Source organism: Chengkuizengella sediminis, from assembly GCF_010078385.1.
GTDB lineage: Bacteria > Bacillota > Bacilli > Paenibacillales > KCTC-33759 > Chengkuizengella > Chengkuizengella sediminis.
On sequence record NZ_SIJC01000003.1, the window covers coordinates 198,697 to 223,407 of the forward strand.

Below are 24,711 nucleotides of genomic sequence, written 5' to 3' on the forward strand. Positions count from 1 at the left end.
CTTAAGAGGGGTTCCCATGAGAAAAAATAAGTTCACCTTTATGTTTATCCCAAATGCGCAACAATCCATAAGGAGAATTCGGTTTCCACCTTATTTACTAACTCTGATTCCTTTAGTTACCGTTCTTACCATTCTCATCATTTTCGGTTGGCAGTATAACCTCCATTTTAAATCATTCAGTGAAATCAACGAGCTCTCAGAACAAATTGTATCGAATAATAATTCGTATCAAGATAAGCTTCTAGAAAAAAACCAAACGATAGATCAATTACAAGATAACATATTAGAACTTACATCCGAAGTAGATGTAATCAAACAACAAATTGATGAGTTGAGAGAACTAGAACAAGACCTATTAAACTTAACAGAAGAGGCATCATATTCAATAAAGGATCTTTCAGAGGACTCTAAGAATGGACATCTTTCTATAGGTGTTGGGGGACAAGAACTTCCCATAAAAGAGTATTTGGAAAACTTAATTACTGAATCTGATGAATATGTGGATGGTCTAAAAAGGGAAGTGAGTATGTTATCTAGTAATCTTGAAGAACTCAAAAAAACAATGCAGGAAAAAGTTGATTTAATGAGAATAACTCCCTCCATATGGCCAACGAATTCAAAAAGAGTTACTTCTTGGTATGGAATTCGCAAGGACCCTTATACAAATGTAGATAGTCTTCATACAGGTATAGACATAGACGGAAATTATAATGATTCAATCTATACAACAGCAGATGGAACGGTTGAAGAAATAGGATTTGATTATCAACTAGGAAATTTTATCCTGATTAATCATACAAATGAGGTAAAAACGTTATATATGCATTTGTCCGAGATTTTAGTGAAAGAAGGGAACTCCGTAACAAAAGGAGGTAAAATCGGTTTAATGGGATCATCTGGACGAAGTACAGGAACACACTTACATTATGAGGTTCTAAATCGTGGATATCCTACTAATCCATATCCTTATCTAAAGGGAGAGAAATGAAATAACAGGAGGTAAGGGAAATGTTTAAAAAATCAGAAGCAAACCCCAATTCAATTGATACTGTAATTGGAAAAGAAACAACATTTGAAGGGGAATTAAAAACAAAAGCCAGCTTACGAATTGAAGGTCAAGTTTCTGGAGACATTCAATGCGCTGGAGATCTAGTCATCGGAGTAGATGCTATTGTACAATCTAATATTAAAGCGAAAAATGTCACCACTTCAGGTATTATACGAGGTACAATTAACACAAGTGGGTTATTAGCCATCACTAATACAGGTAAAGTAATCGGAGACATTACCGTAGGTTCAATTAAGGTTGATGAAGGTGGAATTTTCTCTGGTGAGAGTAAAATGGAAGAGAAGAAAAACGTAACCGTCATGCCTACTGAAAATAATGCTGAAAAACAATCAGAAGTAAAAACAATTATGCATAAAATTAAACAAGAAAAAGCAAAAACGCAAGCAAAAAATGAACAAGTTTATCAGATGGATAGATGATAATTGAACAGTGCGAATAACGCTAACCTAGATAGATTAAAAGTTATTCGCACATGTTTATATACATCCTATAACTTGGTGTCCACTTACTGCTTTTATTCAGTGTTTCATCCACACTTCACAATGTATGTTGAAAGACGATTGAAGGTGACTCTTATCTTTTAGGGTATAGTGGATAGTCCACTTCAGTAGGAACCTCTATACAAAAAATTTGCAACAATTCAAATTTGCTTCTATTATGAACAACTGCATTTATATTTGTTGTGGATTCAATCACCGTAAAATCTTTTTTATTAAAAGGAACTGTACTCTGGTTCAATTGCCATTCGCCGTCACCTCTAACTGCAAGAATACATAAACTATAGCCATCCGCAGTTGGAATAGAGGTAGATCCATTCCCTTCTATGCTAATATCCCACATCTTCACATCTGTTTCTAACTGAATCGGAGCACCCTCACCGATGACTGTTTTAGTTGTTACCCCATTCTCTTCTTTCACAGGGAAAGCATCTTGCTCATATTCAAAGTAAGCTGGTGCTCGACCTACTGCTTCTTTAATTGAAGGTTCCAACCAAATTTGAAACCCCTCCATGTCAGGTCCGATAAATTTTTCCTGATGCTGTACGCCTGAACCCGTTTGCATCACTTGTGCCCCACCTGCGTTAATCTTACTTTTAATTCCTAATGAATCCCCATGTTCTGCTATACCATGGATCACATAAGTAATAATTTCAAAAGCTTGATGAGGATGAGAGGGGATAAAACCTTCCTTCTTAGCAAAAAACCATGCCCAGTAAAATAATGGCCCTACCCTTTTAACCTCAGAACCTTCCCCAGGAAAACCAATTGGTTTTTGTTCCGTTATTTTTTTTCCGTCAAACTCACCGTAACCTTGTTGTTCATGTGAATAAACGTTTATTTTCACACAAACCTCACCTCCAAAAGAAATTTTATAAAGGAAACAAGAATAATCTTCTTTTAGAATATCTCAAAATAGACAAATATCCAAGCACAAGAGCACAGTAGTGCATACAATATCAAGAAATATCCTATTCAAAGGTTGTTAAATTACTTTTATACAGGTTGTATAGAAAGGAGGAAAAGTATCATGCAAGAGATATATCCTATAAATGAATCAAATTGCAATCAATATGTAGGTCAGCATGTCTGTGCGGTACTACATGACGGCTCAGCAGTACATGGTTGTCTTTGTGAGGTTTCTGGAGGACATTTACATTTTGAATCTGGTTATGCAGGGCTCTCAAACATCTCAACTACAAGTTCTAAAAAAGCGAAAGCTCAGCTTAAAAATGCAAAAGATAAAGCATCGGTCTCCTTCTTCCCATTTTTGGGCGCACGGTTTGCACTAGGTTTTGCAGCTATAGCAACATTATTTTTATTACCATTTTTCTTCTTTATTTAAAGTAAGTAATGTTTTTAAGGACATCTCAAACTCTCTGGATGTCCTTTTTTTTCATATGTTAAATAGCTGTGTATGGTATAATCTTAAAATCAACCGAATATAACAAAATAACAATCTATAATTAACAACATCTATGATAATATTTTATTTTCTAATTTTAGGAGGAATGTAAATGGGTGCATCAAAAAATTTAAAATGGGTGACAGGGGGGCTAGAAGCTATATTAGGCATACCTATCCTTGGTGGTTCCATCGTATTAGGGCTAGCTTGGACACCATTAATTATAATGCTAGTATTACACATTATTACACTAGCCGTTTGTTCGAAAGAAGGTTCAACCAAAACTCCAAGCATTGTAGGAATCATAACTTCATGTATAGCATGGATTCCTATTGTAGGAATGATTATGCATATCATTACAGCCATATTATTACTGGTGAGCGCCGCTAAGTCTTCCCCGGAAGTTTCACGTACATATTAAGGATGATTTTATACCCTTTGAGATTCGGAACCTCCCAGTAGTCGAACATTATTATGACAAAAAGATGACAATAACCAGTTGGTTATTGTCATCTTTTTGTTACCCTTTCCTATCAGATTTTTTCTATCATTAGTACCAGATAGAATACAAGGAAGGGGAATCGAACAAGCTCATGTTTAAACAACCAGAATTGCTTACAGGTCACAAACAAGAGAAGAACATCCAAAGAACCATAAAACCATTTAAAATAAAAAAAATAGCAATTTTATTATTTTTTTGCATCTTTGTTTTTATAAGTCTACAGCAATTTACTTTTGGTGGTACAAAACATCTATATTCAAGCATTAACTCTGAAAATAATATTCTAACAGATGCAACCCTCCAACCAAATATTGAAATTTCAGATATAAAGCCTACTAATTCTTTAGAATCATCAAATATAGAAAAACAAAATGATGAAGTGATCTTGAATTCTGAAAAACTAGAGGATATCACTTATGATCATAAAAACGAAAATAAAAAAATGGTTTATTTAACTTTTGATGATGGTCCAAGAGCAGTTTCAAACGATATTTTACAACTTTTAAAAGAGTATGATGTGCAGGCTACTTTTTTTATGTTAGAGCCAAGTATGAGAAAATACGCTGAATCAGTACAGCAAATGGTCGCTGATGGCCATTCTGTGGGCTTGCATGGTGTAACTCATAACAAAAATTCATTTTATGCATCTCGAAACTCTGTCATTAGTGAAATGAATCTCACACAACAAACCTTAGAAGAAATTACAGGCATTACGTCTTTTTTAATTCGCACGCCATATGGGAGCAGACCCTATATGACCGATGAATATATGAATGAAGTGAGTGAAAATAATTATCTACTTTGGGATTGGAATATAGATAGTTTAGATTGGAAGTTTAGAAATGAACAGTATGTAAATCATGTTATTACTCAAATAAAACAAAAAGAAGGTTCGGAAGAACCCGTTGTTATCCTCTTACATGAAATTCCTGAAACGTTGCAATCCTTACCTCTATTATTGGATTACCTTGAGGAAAATGGGTATGGATTTGGGAAACTAAATGAGCGTATGGAGCCAGTACAATTTTAAAATAGAAGAGATAGTCTTACGAACTGTTAAATACAAAATAAAAAGTACCCATTAAAGTGGACGGTTAAAATAACCTACTCTATAAGGTACTTTCCATCTATAAAAATTCAAAATATTACAAAAAGACTCTTAAACAACATATTTCTTACTATCAATGATCGCAGCAGCTATTTGGCGTTTGATTGGAAGTAGGTTTCTGGGATTAAAGCGGACCAGTTTTTTTAAAATCGCTAGTGTCATTTTTAATTCATCCCCATCTTCCATCATAACAAATGCTTCCTTCGCCATATGCTCGACCTTGGCGAAACTTTCTTGGGTAAATGCTGCTGTAATATTCCACTTTTGCTTGGCTCTAACGATACCTTCTTTGCCAATCGCTTTTTTAGTCCTTAAAATAACCGATTCCATAGCATAAATTTGGATAGCTAAATTTGAAATGATTTCTAAAATTTCTTGTTGTTCTTCCAACTGCTGTTTAAATTGTTGAATCGCTTTTCCTAGTACCATTAAAAAGATTTTTTTAGTGGAGTTTAACATTGCTTTTTCTTGCAATAGTGGTACCCCTTCATCCCACTTAGAAGGAATATAGGTTACAAGCTCCTGTTCTAGTTTTTTTGCCGCATCTATAAGTGGAAGTTCTCCTTTCAAAGCCTTTCGGAGTAACTGGTTTGGAATCAACAGGCGATTAATCTCATTTGTGCCTTCAAAAATGCGATTAATTCTAGAATCTCGATAAATCCGTTCGATTTTATATTCTTGTATAAATCCGTAACCCCCATGAACTTGTAAACCTTCATCAGCAACAAAATCTAAACACTCTGTTGCAAACACTTTATTCATTGAACATTCGATCGCATATTCAGCAATCCCTTTTATCACTTCATTTTCATGATCCTCTGCATTTAATTCTAGCGTTTTTCTCGTTGCATCCATTAACCCACCAGTGCGAAATACCATGCTTTCAGCTGCATAAGTATAAATCGTCATGTCTGCAATTTTTTTCTGAATTAAGGGGAATTCAGTGAGTGTTTTTTTAAACTGTTTTCGCTTGCTGCCATATTGTACTGCAAGTTCAATGGTCCATTTACTTGAACCTACACAGCCTGCAGCCAGTGAATAACGTCCTAGATTTAAGATGTTAAATGCGATCACATGACCTTTTCCAACTTCACCTAATACATTTTCAGTAGGAACATGAACATCTTCCAAAAAAAGCTGTCGAGTGGAAGAACCTTTGATACCCATTTTTTTCTCCTCTGCACCTGTGGAGACACCCTTAAACTTTTTTTCTACAATAAATGTGGAAAAGCTTTCACCATCCACTTTCGCATATACGATGAACACATCTGCAAAAGCTGCATTCGTAATAAATTGTTTGGTTCCATTTAAAATGTAGTGTGTAGCATCCTCACTTAACACCGCTGTGGTTTTTGCATTCAACGCATCGGAACCAGAAGAAGGTTCAGTTAAACAATAAGCAAAAATTTGATCACCACTCACTGAATGAGGTAAATATTTTTGTTTTTGCTCTTTTGTTCCGAACAGAACGATGGGCAAAGTTCCAATCCCAATGTGAGCCGCGATGGTTAGTGAATAAGAGCTGCTGCGTACCATTTTTTCAGAAATTAAAGTGGAACTAATTCGATCTAAATTAGTCCCACCATACTCTTCCGGCACCGAAGCACCTAACAAACCTAACTCTCCTGCTTTTTTAACCAGCTTTACTAACAAAGTGAAGTCCTGTGCTTCCAATACATCATCATAAGGATCAATTTCTTGGTCAATAAAGCTTTCAGATAAGTTTGCAATCATAAGATGTTCTTCAGTACAATCCTCTGGTGTAAACACTGCAGAAGCATCCACCTCACTTAGTAAAAAGCTGCCACCTTTCACGCGGTTATTGGCTTTCATTGTATTCCGTCGTCAAAACTAAAGCTGTCCTAAGCCAAATATAAATGGAAAGTTACTGTTTCCACATCAATATAAAGATTAACATTTTAAAGAATGAAGTTCGTATGTCATGTTTTCATGAAGTTTTACAATATGTTTTGACAAACGTTCCTCCCTTCTTCAAATGATTTTATATGTGAAACAAGTATGAATGAAACTCACTACTAGATTTGTTATGCATTAAACAAATTCAAATACTCCAGCAGCTCCCATACCTCCACCTATGCACATGCTTACCACTCCAAATTTGCTCTTTCTCCTTCTTGCTTCATGTAATAAAGTGGTTGTTAATTTTGTTCCTGTACAACCAAGTGGATGACCTAAAGCAATACCACCTCCATTGACATTCACTTTATCTATATCTATACCTACTTGTTCAATTACTGCTACACATTGTGCAGCAAATGCTTCATTTATTTCAAAAAGATCGATATCCTGCAACGTTAAACCTGCTTGTTTTATCGCTTTGGGTATCGCTTCTACTGGGCCGATACCCATAATCTCAGGTGCTACTCCTGATACTGCAAAGGATCGAAAGATAGCCAGCGGTTTTAAACCCAATTGTTCTGCTTTTTCACGAGACATGACAACGACGGCAGATGCCGCATCATTCATTTGAGAGGAGTTCCCTGCGGTTACTGTCCCTTTTGTAAAAAAAGCAGGTTTTAATCTAGAGAGTACTTCAATAGAAGTATCAGGACGCACTCCTTCGTCTGTTTCTAATAAAAATGAAGTCTCTTCTTGTTTCCCACTTTCACTTATAAACGATTGTTTCACAGAGACAGGGACAATCTCTTCTTTAAATTTTCCCTCATTGATCGCTGAGGCGGCTTTTTGGTGACTTCTTACTGCAAAAGCATCTTGTTTTTCGCGGTTGATATCATATTTTTTCGCAACATTTTCTGCAGTAACGCCCATTTGAATATATACCTCAGGACGTGAATCTACTAAATAAGGATTCGGTTGTGGTTTAAACCCCGACATAGGAACATGACTCATGCTCTCCACCCCACCAGCTACCATCACTTCTGCAGAACCACATTGTATTCGTTCCGCTGCAAAAGCAATGGATTGTAAACCTGAGGCACAAAATCGATTCACGGTTAACGCAGGTACATGGTCCGGTAAACCTGCACGCAAGGATATAATCCGTCCCATATTCAAACCCTGCTCACCTTCTGGCATCGCGCATCCGATAATAACATCTTCTATTTTCTGTTTTGTTAAACCTGTGGTTCGATTAATCACTTCTTCAACAACTAAAGCCCCTAAATCCTCTGCACGGGTTTGAGCAAGTGAACCTTTATGAGCTTTGCCCATCGGAGTTCTAACTGCTGAAACAATAACTGCTTCCTTCATCCTATCTCCTCCTCAAAAAGAGTCACTTGAAACTTAATTACGTAACGGTTTTCTTGTTAGTAACATGTGCTGTATACGTTCTTGTGATTTCGGTTCACCACATAAACTTAAAAAGGCCTCAAGTTCTAATTCCAGTAAATACTTTTCGGAAACGAGACTATTCGCCGCTACCTTACCACCAGATAATATATTAGCAAGCTGTGTGCCAATTAGCTCATCATGCTCACTGATAAATCCACTCATTTTCATTTGATATAATCCCATTTTCAATGCAGCGAGTCCTGGTTCACCCACCACTCTTACTTTCTTCTGTATTGGCGGCTCATAACCAGCAATGGACATCCCGAGCGCCGCTTGTTTTGCATCATAAATTAAATGATCTGGATTCATCGTAATTCGATCTGATGCTTTTAATAAACCAAGATCCTTAGCATCCGATGCACTCGTAGAAACTTTTGCCATACCAATCGTTTCAAATACACGGTTCACAAATGGCTGTAAGTCAATCGTTTTGTCAATATCAACAGGGGAGGTAGATCGAACTAACATTTCTTTGGTACCCCCACCTGCTGGGATCAAACCAACCCCCATCTCAACGAGGCCCATATAAGTTTCAGCAGATGCTTGCACATGAGCAGATGGTAAACAAACTTCTACACCACCACCTAACGTCATACCAAACGGAGCAGTGACAATTGGTTTTTCAAAGTACTTTAATCCCATCGCCATTTGATGAAAACCTTGAATCATCTGTTCAATCTCAAACCAATCTTCGTCTTGTGCCGCCATCAGCAGCATCATTAAATTGGCACCTACACAAAAGTTCTTCCCTTTTTGATGTCCAATGACCAAACCTCGATAATTTTTACGAACCTCCTCTAAAGAGATGGGAACCATTTGTAAAACATCAGGTCCGATCGTATTGTTCATAGAATGGAATTGTAGACAGGCGATATCGTCTCCAATATCAAATAAGCTAGCCCCTGTATTACTCTTGATCACTCCGTTTTTTTCTTTGATTTGATCTAAAGTAATAATCTCCTTTGGAACTTCCTTTTCTTTTAAACCACCATCGATTTGAATATAAAAGGTTTTGTCACCTTGTTTTTCATAAAAAGAGGTTTTTCCTGAGGCAAGCATGGATTCAATCCACGCAGGGATTTTCTCACCTTCTTCTTTCATTCTTGAAACGGTATCTACAACGCCTACTGCATCCCAGGCTTCAAATGGTCCAAGGTCCCAATTAAATCCCCATTTCATGGCTTCATCCACAGCTTGAATATCATCCGATATTTCAAAGACTTTGTTTGCAGCATATAACCAGCCATTCTTCATTAGTTCCCAAGTGAACTTTCCGCCTTTATCATCTGATTCAATCAGGGCTTTTAATTTGTTTTTTAGTCCTTTTGCATTTTTTGCTGCCTCTACGGATTTCAAGTTGCTTTTACTTCTAGGAATGTACGTTTTATTTGCAACATCAAGTTCTAAAATCACTTTTCCTTTATCCGTACGTTTTTTCTGATAAAAACCAGATCCTGCTTTATCCCCTATGTATCCTTGTTCGACCATGTATTCCATCAGTTCAGGGACTTTGAATATTTCCTTCTCTTCAAGATCTGATACATTTTCATACATATTATTTGAAACTAAAACAAACGTATCAATACCTACTAAATCCAATGTACGAAATGTAGCACTTTTGGGTCTTCCTATTAAAGGACCTGTCAGTTCATCTACTTCTGATATTGTCAAACCTAGTTTTCCCATCTGTTTAAGAGAGCTTAAAAGACCGTAGGTACCGATCCGATTTGCAATAAAGTTAGGTGTGTCTTTGGCAATAACTACTCCTTTTCCTAATTTCTTCTCACAAAAACTTTTCATAAAAGAAACGATGCTTGGATCTGTATGTTTAGTAGGGATAAACTCAAGCAGTTTCATATATCTAGGTGGATTAAAAAAATGAGTGCCTAAAAAGTGTTTTTTAAACTGCTCTGAGTTATTTTCACATATAGCGTGAACGGAGATACCAGAAGTATTAGAGCTCACAATGGTACCTGGGTTCCAAAATTGTTCTATTTTTTTGAAAAATCCTTGTTTAATTTCAAGGTTTTCAATAATGACTTCGATCACCCAATCCACATCTGCAATACGGTGTAAATCGTCATCAAAATTGCCTACCTCTATACGATTTAAAACCTCTTTTGTGAATAGGGGACTTGGTTTGTTTTTCAACAGATTTTTTTTAGAGGCTTCAACGATGTCATTCATCTTGTTCGGATCTGTTTCTCCCTTTGGAGCCATGTCTAACAGTAAGGTTTGAATACCTACATTCGCTAAATGTGCAGCGATTGTCGCTCCCATCACACCTGAGCCCAAAACTGCTGCTTTACGAATTGTTCTCTCCATAATCACCACTCCTTAAGCTAATTTTTCCTCTTCCTCTTCTTTTAATTTTCTGCGTAATATTTTACCTACGATGGACTTAGGCAGTTCATCTCGGAACTCGTAAATTCTAGGTACTTTATAGGCAGCAAGCTTGGAGCGACAGTATTGGTCTAATGCTTCCTCTGAAATCGTGAACCCTTCTTTTTTTACGATATAAGCTTTGACGGTTTCACCTCGATATTCATCAGGAATACCTAAAACAATCACTTCCTTCACAACAGGATGCTCATATAAAACTTCCTCCACATCTCTTGGATATATATTGTACCCTCCAGCAATGATGAGGTCCTTTTTCCGATCTACAACGTAGAAATAACCATTGTCGTCCATATAACCCATGTCCCCTGTGTATAACCACCCATCTTTTAAGGTCGCCTCGGTCTCTTCTGGTTTGTTCCAATACCCTTTCATGATCTGCGGGCCTTTGCCAATGATTTCTCCTAATTCACCTGCTTTTACTTCTTCACCTTCAGGATTGACCACTTTGCATTCTGTATCGGGCCATGGGATACCAATACTTCCATTCACACTTTTCCCCCATACTGGATTCCCACAAATGACAGGCGAGGATTCAGATAAGCCGTAGCCTTCCACTAATTTCCCACCAGTTAGTTCCTCAAACTTAGCTTGTGTGGTTAGAGGTAATGGAGCCGATCCACTAATACAAAACTTGATAGAAGATAGATCTGTTTCGGTTACTTTCGGATGATTTATAATTCCTTGATACAAGGTTGGAGCGCCTGGGAAAAATGTTGGTCTTTGTGTTTTGATCGTCTTCATCATGACATCAATATCAAATTTAGGAATTAAAACCAGTTTAGCTGCATGTGCTGCTGCAAAAAGCATACAAATCGTCATCCCATACACATGGAATAACGGTACTACAGCTAATACAGTTTCTTCTCCTCTTTCAGTATGATAAGCCCAAGCCTGACATTGTGTTACATTGGCCACTAAATTTTTATGCGTTAACATGACGCCTTTTGGTGTTCCTGTTGTACCTCCAGTATATTGAAGAACAGCTATATCCTCGGGAACACAAGGATCTTCCACAGGTGTATCTTTGGCGTTCTCCATAAATTGGTGTAAAGTTTGAATCGGTTCTTTGCTATAGTCGATATCTACAGTGGGTCCTTTTTTGATTTTTTGAACTAGAGGATATAACATTTTTTTGAGTGGTGGAAGCCCATCGGGTATACTTGTGGTGAAAATATGTTCCAAACCTACCTTTTCTTTGACAGCTTTTACTCGCGGATAGACCAAATCTAAACAAAAAATGATCTTAGCCCCCGAATCTGAAAAGTGATGTTCTAACTCTCGTTCCACATACAATGGATTCGTTTGTACAACGATACCTCCTGCAAATAAAATGCCGAAATAACAATATACAAACTGAGGCGTATTCGGTAACATTATCGCTACGCGATCCCCCTTCTTCACACCCAATTCCTTCAGTCCATTTGCGACTTGATACGAACGTGTTAATAGCTCCTGGAAGGTCATTTCTTTGCCAAAGAAATGAATCGCTTTGTTGTTAGGAAATTGTTCTGCGGTCAACTTTAAGTAATCTGAGATTCGATAGTCAGGATAATCAAGGTGTGGTTGAATCTCCGTTGGATAAAAATTATTCCATGGATTGTTTGCCATCAGTACCACCTCTTTATTTAAATTTATAAAACTCGATCTATTCATCTCTTTATAGAAACGTGTTTTGATGCAATTGGAATCAGATCAGCTATGATCTGATAACACTCGCTCAAACTGTTTCGTTAATAATGGGACTACTTCAAATAAATCTCCTACAATACCGTAATCTGCAATATCAAATATTGGGGCTTCTGGGTCCTTATTAATCGCCACTATGATTTTTGAGTTCGACATGCCTGCCAAATGCTGTATCGCACCTGAAATACCACATGCGATATATAAATCAGGGGTTACTACTTTCCCTGTTTGGCCAATTTGAAGTGCATAATCACAATATTCTGCGTCACAAGCACCTCTTGAAGCACCCACTGCCGCTCCAATCACCTGTGCTAGTTCCTTTAAAGGTTCAAAGCCTGCTGTGCTTTTCACCCCCCTACCTCCTGCGACAATGATTTTTGCTTCGGATAAGTCAATCCCATCCGTAGTTTTTTGTATGACTTCTTTTACCGTAGTTTTAATCTCATCCAGGTTTATTGTCTTTTGAATTTTTTTTGCAGTTTCATGTTGATCCATTTTAGAGCATGGTATATTGTTTGGCCGTATTGTAGCAAAAATCTTATCATGAGATACCACCCTCCTTTGAAAAGCCTTACCTGCGTAAATCGGTCGGGTAAAAACAATATTTCCTTCACTGATTTCGACATCCGTACAATCTGTAATTAACCCACAGCCTAATCGAGCTGCTACACGAGGAGCAAAATCTTTGCCTATAGCCGTATGTGGTATGAATATGATGTCTGGGTTTTTATCTTCAATGATGGAAGTGAATGCTTGTGTATATCCATCGGTAGTATACGTATCCAATAATTTGTTTTCTACGAATAAAACTTCACTTGCACCATATTCAGTCAGCGAATCTGCTAGAGCTTCAGGTTGGCTGCCGAATAAAACAGCTGTAATCAAACCTCCATCGTTCACTCTTCTTGCTGCTTCTAAAACTTCAAAGGATACGTTTCGTAAACTACCATTTTTGGTTTCTGCGAATACTACAACATGTTTAGCCAACTGCATTCACCTCTTTTTGTAAACATTGGACTAGTTCATTCACTTGATCGTTTAATTCACCTTGCAGCATTCTTCCTGCCTGCCTTTCAGGTGGTAGAGTAATATCTTTAATGTTTGTTTTTGCATGTATTTGTGTGAGATCAATAGAAAGCTCTTCCGCAGTGATATGTTGAATTGGTTTTTTCTTTGCTTTCATGATGCCTGGTAAAGAAGGGTATCTCGGTTCGTTTAAACCTTGCTGTGCTGTAATTAAAAGGGGTAGTTCTGCTTCAATGACTTCAATATCTCCCTCTACATCTCTTTGAACCTCAACTTGAGATCCATTCACTTCTACTTTTATTGCCGCATAAATATGAGGAAGATCTAACTCTTCTGCCAAACGTGCTCCTCCTTGAGCTGCACCATTATCAACTGACATATACCCTCCTAAAATCAAGTCGAACTCCTGTTGTTTTAATACTGCAGCCAAAACTTTAGAAGTAGTGAATTCATCACCAAACAATCTTTCATCATCAATTAATATCGCTTGATCCGCTCCCATAGCCAGAGCTGTTCTTAATGCACTCTCCACACGAGTGGGACCAACTGAGATTGCTGTAACTGAACCTCCAAATTGCTCTTTTAAGCGAATAGCTTCTTCTAAAGCGTATTCATCATAAGGATTGATGATGAATTTCACACCATCTTCACTAATCTGACCCTCTCTAATGATTATTTTATCCTCTGTATCAAAGGTTTGTTTAAGACACACCATGATGTTCATAGTTCAGCCCCTATTCCTAATATTTTTATAGTAGTTATTGACGTATTTATAGTAGAGTTAATTCCACTACTTTTTTTCTCTCATTGTTTTATATTTTATGGCTGAAATATAAGTATCATGCCATTATGGACTAACTTACTGTTTTGGTCATATCGTATTGTGAAGCGTGTTAAATTCATAAGTTGTATTTTAATGGTTTTGCTTTTTGTGGTAGCGCTTTCAACACTAGATATATTTTAGTGTTTTATTTTTTGAATGTCTGTCCGATCCATTATTTTAATTTTAATGGCTCGTAGCCAAGATGGTGGAAAACATTTGCCAGCACCTCATAACCTTTCGAGTTGGGATGCACTTGATCTGAAAACAAATATTGTTCTTCATTTCCAATATAAGCTTGATAGGCATTAGCAACACGGATATTACCTTTATGAAATCTCTGTATCATATTGTTAAAACGATTCACTACAAACTGTGCATCTAACATTTGAGGTTTAGGATTGTAAAGATTCGTTATGTTAATCATACAATGATCTAACCTATCATCTTTAAACTTTTTGATCAAGCCGACAATTTCCCTCATATTTTTTTTGAATTTTTTTAATGCACCAATCATATGTTTAATTTCTTGATCGGTAAAATACAATTCGGCAGCTCGAAGTAAGTCGTTGCCACCCACCGTTATTGTAATAATATCAGCCTCCTTTAGTTCTTTCTGCATGGATGAATCAAGTGTGATTAATTCTAAAACGTCCTGTGAAGTTGCCCCTGAAATCCCCGCATTCGTAAAATGTATCTTTTTGTATAAATTTTGTTCAAGCAGTGTGTGGTATCTACTTGCAAATCCTCTACCCTCAGGTGCACCTACACCAACAGTTAATGAATCACCAATGGCTACATAACAAAGCTCATGATGCATAAATCTCTCTCCATTCTGAGTATGAGTATGTTGTTATAGTTTATTCATATAGTTTGTTCAGAATGTTTAAAAAGGAGTCAAAATTTTTGGTGGAAAATGGAGAGTTTTGTCTACATCATCTTTTTCTACTATTTCTACTTTTTCAACTTCATTTCCTGCTTTCATATCAAAATATTCATGTATTAAAAATTGGTAAAAATAAAGGGAATACATGGTCTTATTCCATGCTTTTTGAAGATTCTAAAAAAATAGCGGGAAATAAAGGTCTTATATCACTGTTTTTAGCCCAGATAAGGTAGAATGATGCAAATATTGGCGTAATAAGACCACTAATTCCCGCTATTTATTATTTTGAGCTAATGTTATAAGAATAAGACCACAATTTCCCGCTATTTTCAATTCCTCTTAACTGTATAATTAAATTCCTATTATTAAAAATAAAACTTTCCCTAGTTTATCCACCTTTTATTTCTACAATAGATAAGCCTTAAGACAATCAATAGTACAAATTAGCGATAAACGTTGGTTGAACTGATCATTTTATTAGAAAAATATATTGATTTCGTTATCAATCTCCATCTATAAGTCTTCCTAAACCTCCAAGTACACTACCTTCTTCTTTTCTGCCCGTAGCCCCAGATGCAGAAACGATTCGATCCGCCATTCGACTAAATGGCAGGGATTGAATCCAAACCGTACCAGGTCCTCTTAATGTAGCAAAGAAGAGTCCTTCTCCTCCGAAAATGGCTGTTTTAATTCCTTTAACAAATTCAATATCATATTCTACATCCTGAGTCATTGCAACCAAACACCCAGTGTCAACTCTTAATACCTCACCTGGTTGAAGTTGCTTTTTACATACCGTACCTCCAGTATGTACAAAACTCATTCCATCTCCCTCAAGTTTCTGCATGATAAAACCTTCTCCACCGAAGAAACCTGCTCCTAATTTTTTTTGCAGGGCAATTCCAATAGATACTCCTTTTGCTGCGCATAGGAAGGAGTCCTTCTGGCAAATGATTTTACCACCCATTTCGCTTAAATCCATAGGGATGATTTTGCCAGGATACGGTGAAGCAAAACTGACTCTGCGTTTACCATGACCTTTATTCGTAAATAAAGTCATAAACAAGCTTTCACCTGTTACTAACCGTTTCCCTGCACCGAATAATTTACCCATCAGACCTTTATCTTGATTCGTGCCATCACCAAAAATCGTATTCATCTCAATATGATCTTCCATCATCATTAAGCTGCCCGCTTCGGCGATGACACTTTCCTCTGGATCTAATTCTACTTCAACATACTGCATTTCTTCTCCTGATATAAAATAATCAATTTCGTGAGCGTTCATTAAAATCCCTCATTTCTTTTATATTCATATATATTTATTGAAACTAGCTTCTATTAATGCATCAAAAATAGGTTTGACGATCATCATTGGAATTCATCACAACGATTATAGTTCTAACTGTCATCTTAATAATATAGTAGCTTTTTATACAAACTGTCTATCAACTAAGGAAACAACGGTATAATAGATAGGTACATAGAGTGAAGATCACACGACTAAAGTCGCGTGCTTCTAGTATTACTGCTAGAGTTTCCCACTTCTCAGACCTCGTTACCTACTATCTCCATGGGCGTTAATTCGGACACTTCCTGCCCTATTTTCTTATCTATATGCGAATAACCCTAATTCTTTTAAACCTTTATTGAGAATATTTATACTTGCATTTTCATCTCTTTGATGAATTGTTTTGCACTTATCACATTCCCATTTTCTGATCGTCAACAGCTTAACACTTTTATTCTTATGTTCACAGGATGAGCATGTTTGACTACTTGCAAACCATCGATCTATTTTATGATAAGTTCTTCCATACCAATCTGCCTTATATTCTAACTGCCTTGTAAATTCACCCCACGATACATCGCTAATCGATTTTGCTAATTTAGAATCTTTTAGCATTCCTTTAATATTTAAGTCCTCACTTATTATCACTTGGTTATCATTAATAATTTGTGAAGATAACCTATTTAAGAAATCTATTCTAATGTTAGCGATTTTTTCATGAAGTCTTGCTACTTTAATTCTGTGTTTATTCCAGTTGTTGCTTCCTTTTTGTTTTTTAGCAAATTGCCTTTGCAACTTAGCTAGTTTCTGTTCATATTTATATATTGTTTTAGGATTGTCTATATGCTTATCATTACTATCCACTAAGAACTCTTTAACTCCTAAATCAAACGCAATGATGTTATTATTTTTTGGTAATTCTCTGATGTCTGTATCAACCAATATGCTTATAAAATACTTGCCACTAGGGTATTGTTTTATAGTAGCTGATTGAATCACGCCATCGAATTGTCTGTGTAGTTTACAGGATATCCATTTTAGTTTAGGCAACTGTACTCTATTATTCTCGAAATCTACTTTTATGTTATTATTTGTGAAATTCGTTTTGTAAGAATAATAACGATTTCTTTTGGATTTAAATTTAGGAAGTCCCTGATTTTTATTCCCATTTTTGATTTCACGGAAAAAATTCTGATAAGCTGTATCTAAGTCATAAATAGCGTTGGTTAAGGCGAATTTATCCACTTCTTTAAGCCATATAAATTCGTTTTTTAATTCTCTATTGCAGTAGTTGTTGCAATCCGTTTTGCTAATCGATTTTCGACTATTTTTATATAAATCTATCTTTCTGGCTAGTATTTGATTATAAACAAATCTACAACATCCAAATGTTTTAGCCAGTTGTACTTTTTGTTCATCATTAGGAATAAGGCGATATCTATAGGCTTTAAACATAGATAATTCACCTCGCTTTCTATTTTTGTTTTTGACTTTGGATATAATTTCTTATTTGTTCTTCAGTGTTTTCACTAACCGTTGCGATGAAATATGAAGGATTCCATAAATGTCCTCCCCACAACTTCTGCTTTAATTCATTTCCATATTCTTTCATAAGCATTCTAGCACTAACACCCTTTAAAGCTTTCATCATGTTAGGAATAAAATGTTGTGGTGAACAAGCGATTAGTAAGTGGATATGATCTTTATCTGTTTCTATTTCTTCTATAGTAAAATCATTATCATTGGCTATTTTATGTATGATTTCTTTTAATCGATCATCTATATTTCCTTCGATTACTCTGTGTCGATATTTGACGCACCAAACAATATGATATTGGATTGAGTAGATGTATCCTCTGCCTTTATACACTCCTACCATTAAATTACATCTCTTACATTTACTTTAACATATGTATCTGAGAAAATGTAATCTAGTATTATTTGATATTTTTACAACATATGTCGCCACTAACGAAGTCACGAGAGTGCGTGGCTAGACTTCAAGGGCAGGTTCGGCGTACTTCCTCATGAGAGGAGGTGATGCTTATGAAAGTACACGAAGCATTATCTTTAATGCTTAGATTTGGGATATTTATCCTGACGTTACTTTCTTTTATTGTGGTATTAATCACCGTAATAAAATAGACCTCCCTTGAGTTAGCGCTCTGAAGGTCTATTTCTTGAAGACGCCGACTGCCCTTAGGCAATCTTTTGTACATTTTAACCGTAGACGTTCACGCGTCTGCGGTCTTTTATTATTCTTACTCTTATTATACACTAATATTCTTTAATTTAACAAATTCAAGTACCCTTTAAAAAAACTATACTTTAAAATTGGATATAGAATGGTTTAATTGATTCACAATTTCCATTAGTCTCTTTGCCGAGTCATCCATATTTTCCATCAGTGCCAATTGTTCCTCTGTTGCTGCAGCGACATTTTGAGATTTACTAAAAATCTCATGCGCAGTAGAATTGGAATGCTCCATCGAAGCTGCAACTTCTTCTGAACTTGCAGAAAGCTCTTCTGTAATCGCAGACGTCTCTTGAATGTGAGTATCAATCTCTTTTACGTTATTTGAAATTTTATTAAAATCTTGACTGACCTCTACCATAGACTGATTACTTTTTTCTGCCTCTTCAACTGCTAATGTCATGTTTTTAGATACCATCGTAATTTCTTTCTGCGTTTCTATGATTAGTTTCTGAATATTATCTGCTGATTTTAATGAACTAGAAGCTAGATTTCTAATCTCATCCGCAACCACTGAAAATCCTCGTCCGTGTTCTCCTGCTCTAGCTGCTTCAATCGAAGCATTAAGGGAGAGCAAATTGGTTTGGCTTGCAAACCCTGTAATATCATCCATAATAGCACCGATTTTATCGGAACGCTGATTTAAAGAATCTACAGTCGTTGATAATTCCTGAACCGTGTTATACATGGTTACGATCTGATTGTTCAATTCAACAATCACTTGATTTCCTTTATCAGATTGTTGATCTGTTTTTTGTGAAAGTTCAGAAATAAATGTCGTACTTTCAGCGATTCTTTGAATACCTGACGCCATTTCCTCTACGGCTCTGCTCGTTTCATCTGCCGTTTTTGTTTGAACTTCGATTCCTTCAGTAATCGTCTGAATATTCTCAGCAACATGATTTGAAGCTGCAGAAGATTCCTGCGTACTTTGTGTCAGTTCTGTCGATGATGTTGCTACCGTTCTGGATTGCTCAACAATACCATGTATGAGGTCTTTTAATTTGAAGATCATCACATCCAAATTTTGTACCATTTGTCCCATATCGTCTTTTGTATACACGTCGGAAGGTTCAACTAGTAGATTTCCTTCTTTCACATGGTCAATTTTCTTAGCGACTCCCTTTATAAGCTTTACATTTTCTCTAATAAAAATTAATCCACTTATCGTAATTAATACGAAGATAATAGCGTAAATGATGTAAATCCATATTTTCGTCCTTTGGTTTGACGTATGTATTTCTTGAATGCTTTTCTTTGCATATCCGTTTAATATATCACCTGATATCTTTAATTTTTCTCGCCCTGCTTCAAAATATGGCAGAGCCATAAAATACAAGTCATATGTGGGGTTTTCTACATCTGTAATTCTTGCCCAGGATTCAAATTGCGTGTTGAATTCGGAAAGATATTTTTTAATTGTATTCTTATTACTCGATGATTCTGACTCATCAGCTTCTTCCCCTATAGAAGTAGCTGCTATAGTTAAATCTTCTAATTGATACTCTGTGACTATCGATAGAGCTTCATCCACTTTTTCATTGGCATTGGCTATTTTTGTCTGCACTTCTTGGCGTAATTCTTCTTTATTCGCGTTTTCTTTTCTTGTTAGAGTCAGATATGTAACCAATGCTTGATACAAATCTTTATCTGCATCTAAAATAAGTGTGTTCGTTTGAAATGAAATATCATACAAAGTTTCTGTAAGTTTATTTTCATTCTGTTGATTTAGATTCAATAAAAAAATGGAAGATACTAATCCAAGAATGAGAGGAACACCAAATATCAATAATAGTTTCTTACTCGTTGACATGTTTTTTGTTAATTTTATGAATAACATGTAACCACTCCTATAGATTGTAATAATAAACTATGTACCTTTTTTATATCGGCTGAAATCATAAATAACTTTAATCGAATTTGTAAAAAATTTGAAAACCAGTAGAGAAAGTTTCATAGAAATCCCTCCCCCACTGGCTTAAGAAGATGTTTATTTTTTAAAAAAATTTATTTTTTTGTTACAATATTATATTCATTCCTTTGTGCATCCCACACTACCTTGGCATCAAGTGATTCCCCAATAAAACGAAGGGGTACATAAGTTGTATTTTTAATTAAATAGGAATCAATAGTAACCCTTTCTCCGTTTAAAAGACCATTTACTTTTCTTTGTACTTTGGGCAGCATTTGATTCGGAGATTTATATTCACGACCAATAAAGGTAGTAAAAGTTTTAACTACCGCTTCAGCATAATCCATCCAATAGGTTTGGAGCTGTTCAACATCATCTAGTTTACTATCTGCAAAACCATACTCAATAATCGTAGTACGAACACTCCCGGTTTCTCGATGCATAAAAAAATAATCTTTTTTTGGGTCTGTAGTTAATCTTCTTGAAAATACTCTACGAAGGTTTTGTCCTTCATCAACGATTCCTTGCGCTAACCTTGTTGCCAGAGTAGGATCTGTGTGAATAGAATGAATTGTTTCAACTCCATCTCCACCACCTGCATTAATATGGTTGCTGAAACAATATTGTGCACCTGATTCGCGTACGATTCTAGCACGATCTACAGAACTGATAAATACATCTTCATTTCGAGTCAAGGTGACTGGAATACCCAATTGCCTGAATCGATCATATTGGTATAGTGAAATTTGTAATGCGAAATCTTTTTCCTTCCACAGGTGATTCGTTCCTCCACCAGGATCTTTTCCTCCATGCCCAGAATCTATGATTAATATAGGATCTATTATAATCACCTCCTTATTAATATCCTATGTTTTACTAGTCCTGATTGACATGGACAATCACCTGTTTTTGATAGTCTATTTTTTTACACATATAAAATCCTGTAAACATCTTTGTTTCACTCCACATTTTAATTTCAGGAAAGAACTTTGTTGATAAATATTGCCACATAACGTATAGAAATGTATAATAAAAGTAAGATATTGATCATAATAATAAAGAAATCCCGCAGGTGTTGGAGCACCTACGGGATATAAGTACAATTTATAGTCCGTTGAAAAACGGAAGGCTTAACCTATTTGAATAGACCGTACCTTTTAGCGGAGGCGGTCTTTTCGTCTTTTCTTACGAAAATCTAGAATTAACCTTGTTATATTAACCAACAAGTTTAAAAATTCTAACATGGCATCACCTCCTATCTCTTGAGAAATAATAAAGAGAAATTCGGTTTCAGCCTACCGCTCTCGCCAAACTATTTGATGTACATAGTTATATTATACCATTTTTTGATAGAATAAGGGTATAATTAATTGCTTTATAGTGAAGGTCATTGCATCTAAGTACCAAGCAGGTGACTACCAAATCTAATTATCTTCGAGTATGAAAAAAACAAAAAACCTAAGCCCAGATCATGCTGAGCTTAGGATGGTTATGGATGGCGTTTATAACCAAAAATGTTTAGGTTAGGGTTAGATAACGGAATCAGGGATGTTCCCCCATCTTACCTTACTGCGTTATATGCGTTAATTCGGCCATGTTCCCAATATCTGCCGGTCCCTTTAATTGGATCTGCGGTACTTTCAATTTTATCTCGAATTTCAACATTTGAAAGCCCTTGAGATGCAAGCAACGCTGCAAGACCAGCTGTGTGTGGTGAAGCCATTGATGTTCCATTGTAAGAAACATAACCTCCACCAAGTTGTGTAGAAACAATATCTACACCAGGAGCAGCTACATCCACCCAAGATCCATATGTAGAGAATGAAGCTTTTCTATCATTTTCATCTGTAGCAGCAACGGCTATTGTGTTTGTGTAATAAGCTGGATAATTTCTTTTGCGATTTCCTGAATTACCTGCTGCAGCTACGACAACAACACCACGATCCCATGCATAGTTAACCGCATCTTCTATAACCCTAGAAGAAGATGAACTTCCAAGACTTAGGTTAATTACATCTGCGCCATTATCCGCTGCATATGTAATCCCATTTGCCACTCCTTCATTCGTTCCATAGCCATCTCGATCAAGTACTCGAATAGACAGGATTTTAACATCAGGAGCCACTCCCGCGACACCTACTCTATTATCTGTGAGTGCACCTACTGTTCCTGCAACATGAGTTCCATGTCCGTTCAAATCGGAAGGATTATTGTCATTATCTATGAAGTCATAACCTCGCACTACTTTTCCTTTTAAGTCTTCATGATTTTCATCAACACCTGTATCAATAACTGCAACTAGTACGTTTGAACTGCCTGTAGTGATGTCCCAAGCGCTGTCCGCATCAATAATTTGAGGTCCGTATTGATCGGATGAATATAGTGGATCATTTGGATCGAATAGAGCGTAGTATTCAACAATGGGTTCAGCGAATTCAACATCTGCTCTATTATTATATTTTTCTAATGCTTTCTCTATTGATTTCCCTTTAACTTTTACAACTTCAAAACCTATTTGTTCATTTGCTTTTAAGACCTCTGCATTTTCTTCTAGATGTATTTGTTGTTTAACGTCTTTTGTAGTTTTTTCTTTAAACTTTACGATAATTTCACTGTCCTTGTTAGAATTTGCATCAACCTGTGCTTCTGATACGGAAAAAGAAAGAATTAGTGCAAATGCCATAAGAACTGAAAAAAACTGTTTTAATTTCATTACTTAACCTCCAATAAAATAGTTTTGATATCAGGGCCACCCTAAAGCTATTAGTAACTATCTCCCTAACCAATACAATATAAATACTTTCATTAATGTATAATTATTCCATCTTTTTTGTTTTTGAACAAGAAATAAATATATTCTCCAATTTTTTAGTTAGTTCTGAAGTCACAATTCTAATAGAGATAATGTATATATATTCTATTTATGCTATAATATAGAAACTAATTATAAGGGAGTGTGTTTTTTGAAAATTAAAAAAATGAATAGAATGGTAAGTGTTATGATCTGTTTTTTTATGAGTCTAAGCATTATTAGTTCTCCTTTTATTTCATCTGCAGAAACACTCACACCAAGTTTAAACAGTGAAACAAACAACTCTATTGACATTAATACTGGTATAGCGAATCTGAACTATAATAAGGACAGTATTTTAGCAGCGAATGGTGATAAAGTAGAACATTTTGTTCCAAAAGAAGGTATCTATTCGGATGGTAAATTTATAGTGATAGAACGTGAGAAAAAATCACTTACAACTTCACCTGTAGATATATCCATTATAGATTCAATGGCTAATCGCTCTTATCCAGGAGCATTACAACTCGCAAACCAAGCTTTTACAAATAATCAACCTACTGTAATAAGTTCTAGTAGACAGCCTTTGAACATTAGTATAGATTTACCAGGTATGAGAGAGGAAAATACAATAACTGTAGACAACCCAACCTATGGAAATGTTGCTGGAGCAATAGATGAGTTAGTATCTATTTGGAATGAAAAATATTCAGATACCCATACCATCCCTGCTAGAATTCAATATTCAGAATCTATGGTATATAGTAAATCTCAAATAGCAGCTGCTCTTAATGTGAATGCTCAAGTTCTTGATAGTTCACTTGGAATAGATTTTGATGCTATTTCAAATGATGAAAAAAAGGTAATGGTTGCCGCATACAAGCAAATATTCTATTCTGTTAGTGCAGAACTACCTAATAATCCATCAGATCTTTTTGATGATAGTGTTACTTTTGAAGAGTTAACTCGTAAAGGGATAAGCAATGAGGCTCCACCTGTCATGGTGTCAAATGTAGGGTATGGTAGAACCATTTATGTGAAGTTAGAAACGAATTCTAAAAGCAAGGATGTTCAGGCTGCATTTAGAGCTTTACTTCAAAATGCTGATCTTGATCTAGAAACTAGATTAAAGTACCAAGAGATTTTTGAAGATAGTTCCTTTACTGCTGTAGTACTAGGTGGGGATTCAGCAGAACATAATAAGGTTGTTACAAAAGACTTTGATGTAATACGAAATATAATTAAAGACAACTCAGAATTTAGTCTTAAAAATCCAGCATATCCCATTTCATATACAAGTATTTTCCTAAAAGATAACTCCATTGCTAGTGTAAAAAACAGTACAGAATATATTGAAACTACATCTACTGTATATTCTAAAGGTAAAATATCACTTGAACATACGGGTGCATATATTGCTAGATTTGAGGTATCCTGGGATGAAATCTCGTATGATATAAATGGAAATGAAGTCTTAACCCATAAAACTTGGGAAGGAAACAATAAAAATCGAACGGCTCGTTATTCTACAGTTATACCACTTCCATCGAATTCAAAAAATATAAGAATTAAAGCAGAGGAACATACTGGTCTTATATGGGAAGGATGGAGAACAGTTATAGATGAATACAACGTTCCGTTATTTAATGAAATAAAAGTTTCTATCTGGAGTACTACATTACACCCGAAGGGTAGCATTAGTTATATTAATTAAAATTTTATTCTAAATTAAACAAACGTGCTAGTGTA

Annotated in this window: 21 protein-coding genes; 7 read left to right on the forward strand and 14 right to left on the reverse strand. The window is 35.7% G+C overall.

Translation table 11 applies throughout. From position 1 onward, the window contains the following. Window positions 1-16 precede the first annotated feature (16 nt). The gene (locus EPK97_RS08170) at window positions 17-988 is read left to right on the forward strand and encodes a M23 family metallopeptidase (RefSeq protein WP_162036131.1); all 972 of its coding nucleotides are present in this window, start codon (window positions 17-19) and stop codon (window positions 986-988) included. A gap of 20 nt (window positions 989-1,008) precedes the next feature. Beyond that, window positions 1,009-1,488 (forward strand): bactofilin family protein, encoded by a 480-nt coding sequence (locus EPK97_RS08175; RefSeq protein ID WP_162036132.1) that lies wholly within the window; start codon window positions 1,009-1,011, stop codon window positions 1,486-1,488. A 154-nt stretch (window positions 1,489-1,642) separates the two neighbouring features. On the opposite strand, the gene EPK97_RS08180 is transcribed toward EPK97_RS08175, so the two are convergent. Next, window positions 1,643-2,413, reverse strand: a complete 771-nt coding sequence (locus tag EPK97_RS08180) for a pirin family protein (RefSeq protein ID WP_162036133.1) — start codon at window positions 2,411-2,413, stop codon at window positions 1,643-1,645. Window positions 2,414-2,596: 183 nt separating this feature from the next. Between EPK97_RS08180 and EPK97_RS08185 the strand changes: the two genes are divergently transcribed. The 3 genes from EPK97_RS08185 to EPK97_RS08195 all read left to right on the forward strand — a co-directional run bounded on the left by EPK97_RS08185 (window position 2,597) and on the right by EPK97_RS08195 (window position 4,503). Continuing rightward, complete coding sequence (locus tag EPK97_RS08185; protein WP_162036134.1) at window positions 2,597-2,911, forward strand: hypothetical protein; 315 nt, start codon at window positions 2,597-2,599, stop codon at window positions 2,909-2,911. Between the two features lie 172 nt (window positions 2,912-3,083). Next, window positions 3,084-3,392 carry a hypothetical protein gene (locus EPK97_RS08190; protein ID WP_162036135.1) on the forward strand — a complete coding sequence of 103 codons (309 nt, stop codon included), beginning with the start codon at window positions 3,084-3,086 and terminating at the stop codon, window positions 3,390-3,392. 172 nt (window positions 3,393-3,564) lie between these two features. Then, on the forward strand, window positions 3,565-4,503 hold the full coding sequence (locus EPK97_RS08195) for a polysaccharide deacetylase family protein (protein ID WP_162036136.1): 939 nt from the start codon (window positions 3,565-3,567) through the stop codon (window positions 4,501-4,503). Window positions 4,504-4,632: 129 nt separating this feature from the next. Here the strand turns inward: EPK97_RS08195 and EPK97_RS08200 are convergent, their stop codons facing one another. From EPK97_RS08200 to tnpA, 10 genes are all read right to left on the reverse strand, one after another. Then, a complete protein-coding gene (locus tag EPK97_RS08200) occupies window positions 4,633-6,414 on the reverse strand; it encodes an acyl-CoA dehydrogenase family protein (protein ID WP_162036137.1) in 1,782 nt (593 codons plus the stop codon). Window positions 6,415-6,633: 219 nt separating this feature from the next. Beyond that, window positions 6,634-7,812, reverse strand: coding sequence for an acetyl-CoA C-acyltransferase (locus EPK97_RS08205; protein WP_162036138.1), 1,179 nt, complete (start codon window positions 7,810-7,812; stop codon window positions 6,634-6,636). A 33-nt stretch (window positions 7,813-7,845) separates the two neighbouring features. Beyond that, on the reverse strand, window positions 7,846-10,218 hold the full coding sequence (locus EPK97_RS08210; protein WP_162036139.1) for a 3-hydroxyacyl-CoA dehydrogenase/enoyl-CoA hydratase family protein: 2,373 nt from the start codon (window positions 10,216-10,218) through the stop codon (window positions 7,846-7,848). A 12-nt stretch (window positions 10,219-10,230) separates the two neighbouring features. Continuing rightward, window positions 10,231-11,904, reverse strand: a complete 1,674-nt coding sequence (locus EPK97_RS08215) for a long-chain-fatty-acid--CoA ligase (protein ID WP_162036140.1) — start codon at window positions 11,902-11,904, stop codon at window positions 10,231-10,233. Between the two features lie 84 nt (window positions 11,905-11,988). After that, window positions 11,989-12,969 carry an electron transfer flavoprotein subunit alpha/FixB family protein gene (locus EPK97_RS08220; RefSeq protein WP_162036141.1) on the reverse strand — a complete coding sequence of 327 codons (981 nt, stop codon included), beginning with the start codon at window positions 12,967-12,969 and terminating at the stop codon, window positions 11,989-11,991. After that, window positions 12,962-13,732, reverse strand: coding sequence for an electron transfer flavoprotein subunit beta/FixA family protein (locus tag EPK97_RS08225; protein WP_162036142.1), 771 nt, complete (start codon window positions 13,730-13,732; stop codon window positions 12,962-12,964). The genes EPK97_RS08220 and EPK97_RS08225 overlap by 8 nt, the downstream gene beginning before the upstream one ends. 271 nt (window positions 13,733-14,003) lie before the next feature. Continuing rightward, entirely contained in the window at window positions 14,004-14,648 is a 645-nt protein-coding gene (locus EPK97_RS08230; RefSeq protein ID WP_162036143.1) for a GDSL-type esterase/lipase family protein, read from the reverse strand. 568 nt (window positions 14,649-15,216) lie between these two features. Next, window positions 15,217-16,002 carry a TIGR00266 family protein gene (locus EPK97_RS08235; RefSeq protein ID WP_162036144.1) on the reverse strand — a complete coding sequence of 262 codons (786 nt, stop codon included), beginning with the start codon at window positions 16,000-16,002 and terminating at the stop codon, window positions 15,217-15,219. Between the two features lie 321 nt (window positions 16,003-16,323). After that, window positions 16,324-17,460 carry an IS200/IS605 family element RNA-guided endonuclease TnpB gene (tnpB, locus tag EPK97_RS08240; protein ID WP_162036145.1) on the reverse strand — a complete coding sequence of 379 codons (1,137 nt, stop codon included), beginning with the start codon at window positions 17,458-17,460 and terminating at the stop codon, window positions 16,324-16,326. Window positions 17,461-17,479: 19 nt separating this feature from the next. Next, entirely contained in the window at window positions 17,480-17,884 is a 405-nt protein-coding gene (tnpA, locus tag EPK97_RS08245) for an IS200/IS605 family transposase (RefSeq protein WP_162036146.1), read from the reverse strand. Between the two features lie 167 nt (window positions 17,885-18,051). On the opposite strand from tnpA, the gene EPK97_RS08250 reads away from it, so the two are divergent. Then, complete coding sequence (locus EPK97_RS08250) at window positions 18,052-18,150, forward strand: putative holin-like toxin (RefSeq protein ID WP_240903736.1); 99 nt, start codon at window positions 18,052-18,054, stop codon at window positions 18,148-18,150. A 176-nt stretch (window positions 18,151-18,326) separates the two neighbouring features. On the opposite strand, the gene EPK97_RS08255 is transcribed toward EPK97_RS08250, so the two are convergent. The 3 genes from EPK97_RS08255 to EPK97_RS08265 form a co-directional block, all read right to left on the reverse strand. After that, window positions 18,327-20,099, reverse strand: a complete 1,773-nt coding sequence (locus tag EPK97_RS08255; RefSeq protein ID WP_162036148.1) for a methyl-accepting chemotaxis protein — start codon at window positions 20,097-20,099, stop codon at window positions 18,327-18,329. Between the two features lie 167 nt (window positions 20,100-20,266). Then, window positions 20,267-21,022, reverse strand: a complete 756-nt coding sequence (locus EPK97_RS22360) for an N-acetylmuramoyl-L-alanine amidase (RefSeq protein ID WP_162036149.1) — start codon at window positions 21,020-21,022, stop codon at window positions 20,267-20,269. 710 nt (window positions 21,023-21,732) lie between these two features. Further along, window positions 21,733-22,884, reverse strand: a complete 1,152-nt coding sequence (locus tag EPK97_RS08265) for a S8 family peptidase (RefSeq protein WP_240903737.1) — start codon at window positions 22,882-22,884, stop codon at window positions 21,733-21,735. 241 nt (window positions 22,885-23,125) lie between these two features. Between EPK97_RS08265 and EPK97_RS08270 the strand changes: the two genes are divergently transcribed. After that, entirely contained in the window at window positions 23,126-24,676 is a 1,551-nt protein-coding gene (locus EPK97_RS08270; RefSeq protein WP_420826782.1) for a thiol-activated cytolysin family protein, read from the forward strand. Window positions 24,677-24,711 lie beyond the last annotated feature (35 nt).

Bases quoted from the DNA above. Each gene is read 5' to 3' on its own strand.
- EPK97_RS08170 (WP_162036131.1), top strand. From the start codon at position 17: ATGAGAAAAAATAAGTTCACCTTTATGTTTATCCCAAATGCGCAACAA.
- EPK97_RS08175 (WP_162036132.1), top strand. From the start codon at position 1,009: ATGTTTAAAAAATCAGAAGCAAACCCCAATTCAATTGATACTGTAATT.
- EPK97_RS08185 (WP_162036134.1), top strand. From the start codon at position 2,597: ATGCAAGAGATATATCCTATAAATGAATCAAATTGCAATCAATATGTA.
- EPK97_RS08190 (WP_162036135.1), top strand. From the start codon at position 3,084: ATGGGTGCATCAAAAAATTTAAAATGGGTGACAGGGGGGCTAGAAGCT.
- EPK97_RS08195 (WP_162036136.1), top strand. From the start codon at position 3,565: ATGTTTAAACAACCAGAATTGCTTACAGGTCACAAACAAGAGAAGAAC.
- EPK97_RS08200 (WP_162036137.1), bottom strand. From the start codon at position 6,414: ATGAAAGCCAATAACCGCGTGAAAGGTGGCAGCTTTTTACTAAGTGAG.
- EPK97_RS08205 (WP_162036138.1), bottom strand. From the start codon at position 7,812: ATGAAGGAAGCAGTTATTGTTTCAGCAGTTAGAACTCCGATGGGCAAA.
- EPK97_RS08210 (WP_162036139.1), bottom strand. From the start codon at position 10,218: ATGGAGAGAACAATTCGTAAAGCAGCAGTTTTGGGCTCAGGTGTGATG.
- EPK97_RS08215 (WP_162036140.1), bottom strand. From the start codon at position 11,904: ATGGCAAACAATCCATGGAATAATTTTTATCCAACGGAGATTCAACCA.
- EPK97_RS08225 (WP_162036142.1), bottom strand. From the start codon at position 13,732: ATGAACATCATGGTGTGTCTTAAACAAACCTTTGATACAGAGGATAAA.
- EPK97_RS08230 (WP_162036143.1), bottom strand. From the start codon at position 14,648: ATGCATCATGAGCTTTGTTATGTAGCCATTGGTGATTCATTAACTGTT.
- EPK97_RS08235 (WP_162036144.1), bottom strand. From the start codon at position 16,002: ATGAACGCTCACGAAATTGATTATTTTATATCAGGAGAAGAAATGCAG.
- tnpB (WP_162036145.1), bottom strand. From the start codon at position 17,460: ATGTTTAAAGCCTATAGATATCGCCTTATTCCTAATGATGAACAAAAA.
- tnpA (WP_162036146.1), bottom strand. From the start codon at position 17,884: ATGGTAGGAGTGTATAAAGGCAGAGGATACATCTACTCAATCCAATAT.
- EPK97_RS08250 (WP_240903736.1), top strand. From the start codon at position 18,052: ATGAAAGTACACGAAGCATTATCTTTAATGCTTAGATTTGGGATATTT.
- EPK97_RS08255 (WP_162036148.1), bottom strand. From the start codon at position 20,099: ATGTTATTCATAAAATTAACAAAAAACATGTCAACGAGTAAGAAACTA.
- EPK97_RS08265 (WP_240903737.1), bottom strand. From the start codon at position 22,884: ATGAAATTAAAACAGTTTTTTTCAGTTCTTATGGCATTTGCACTAATT.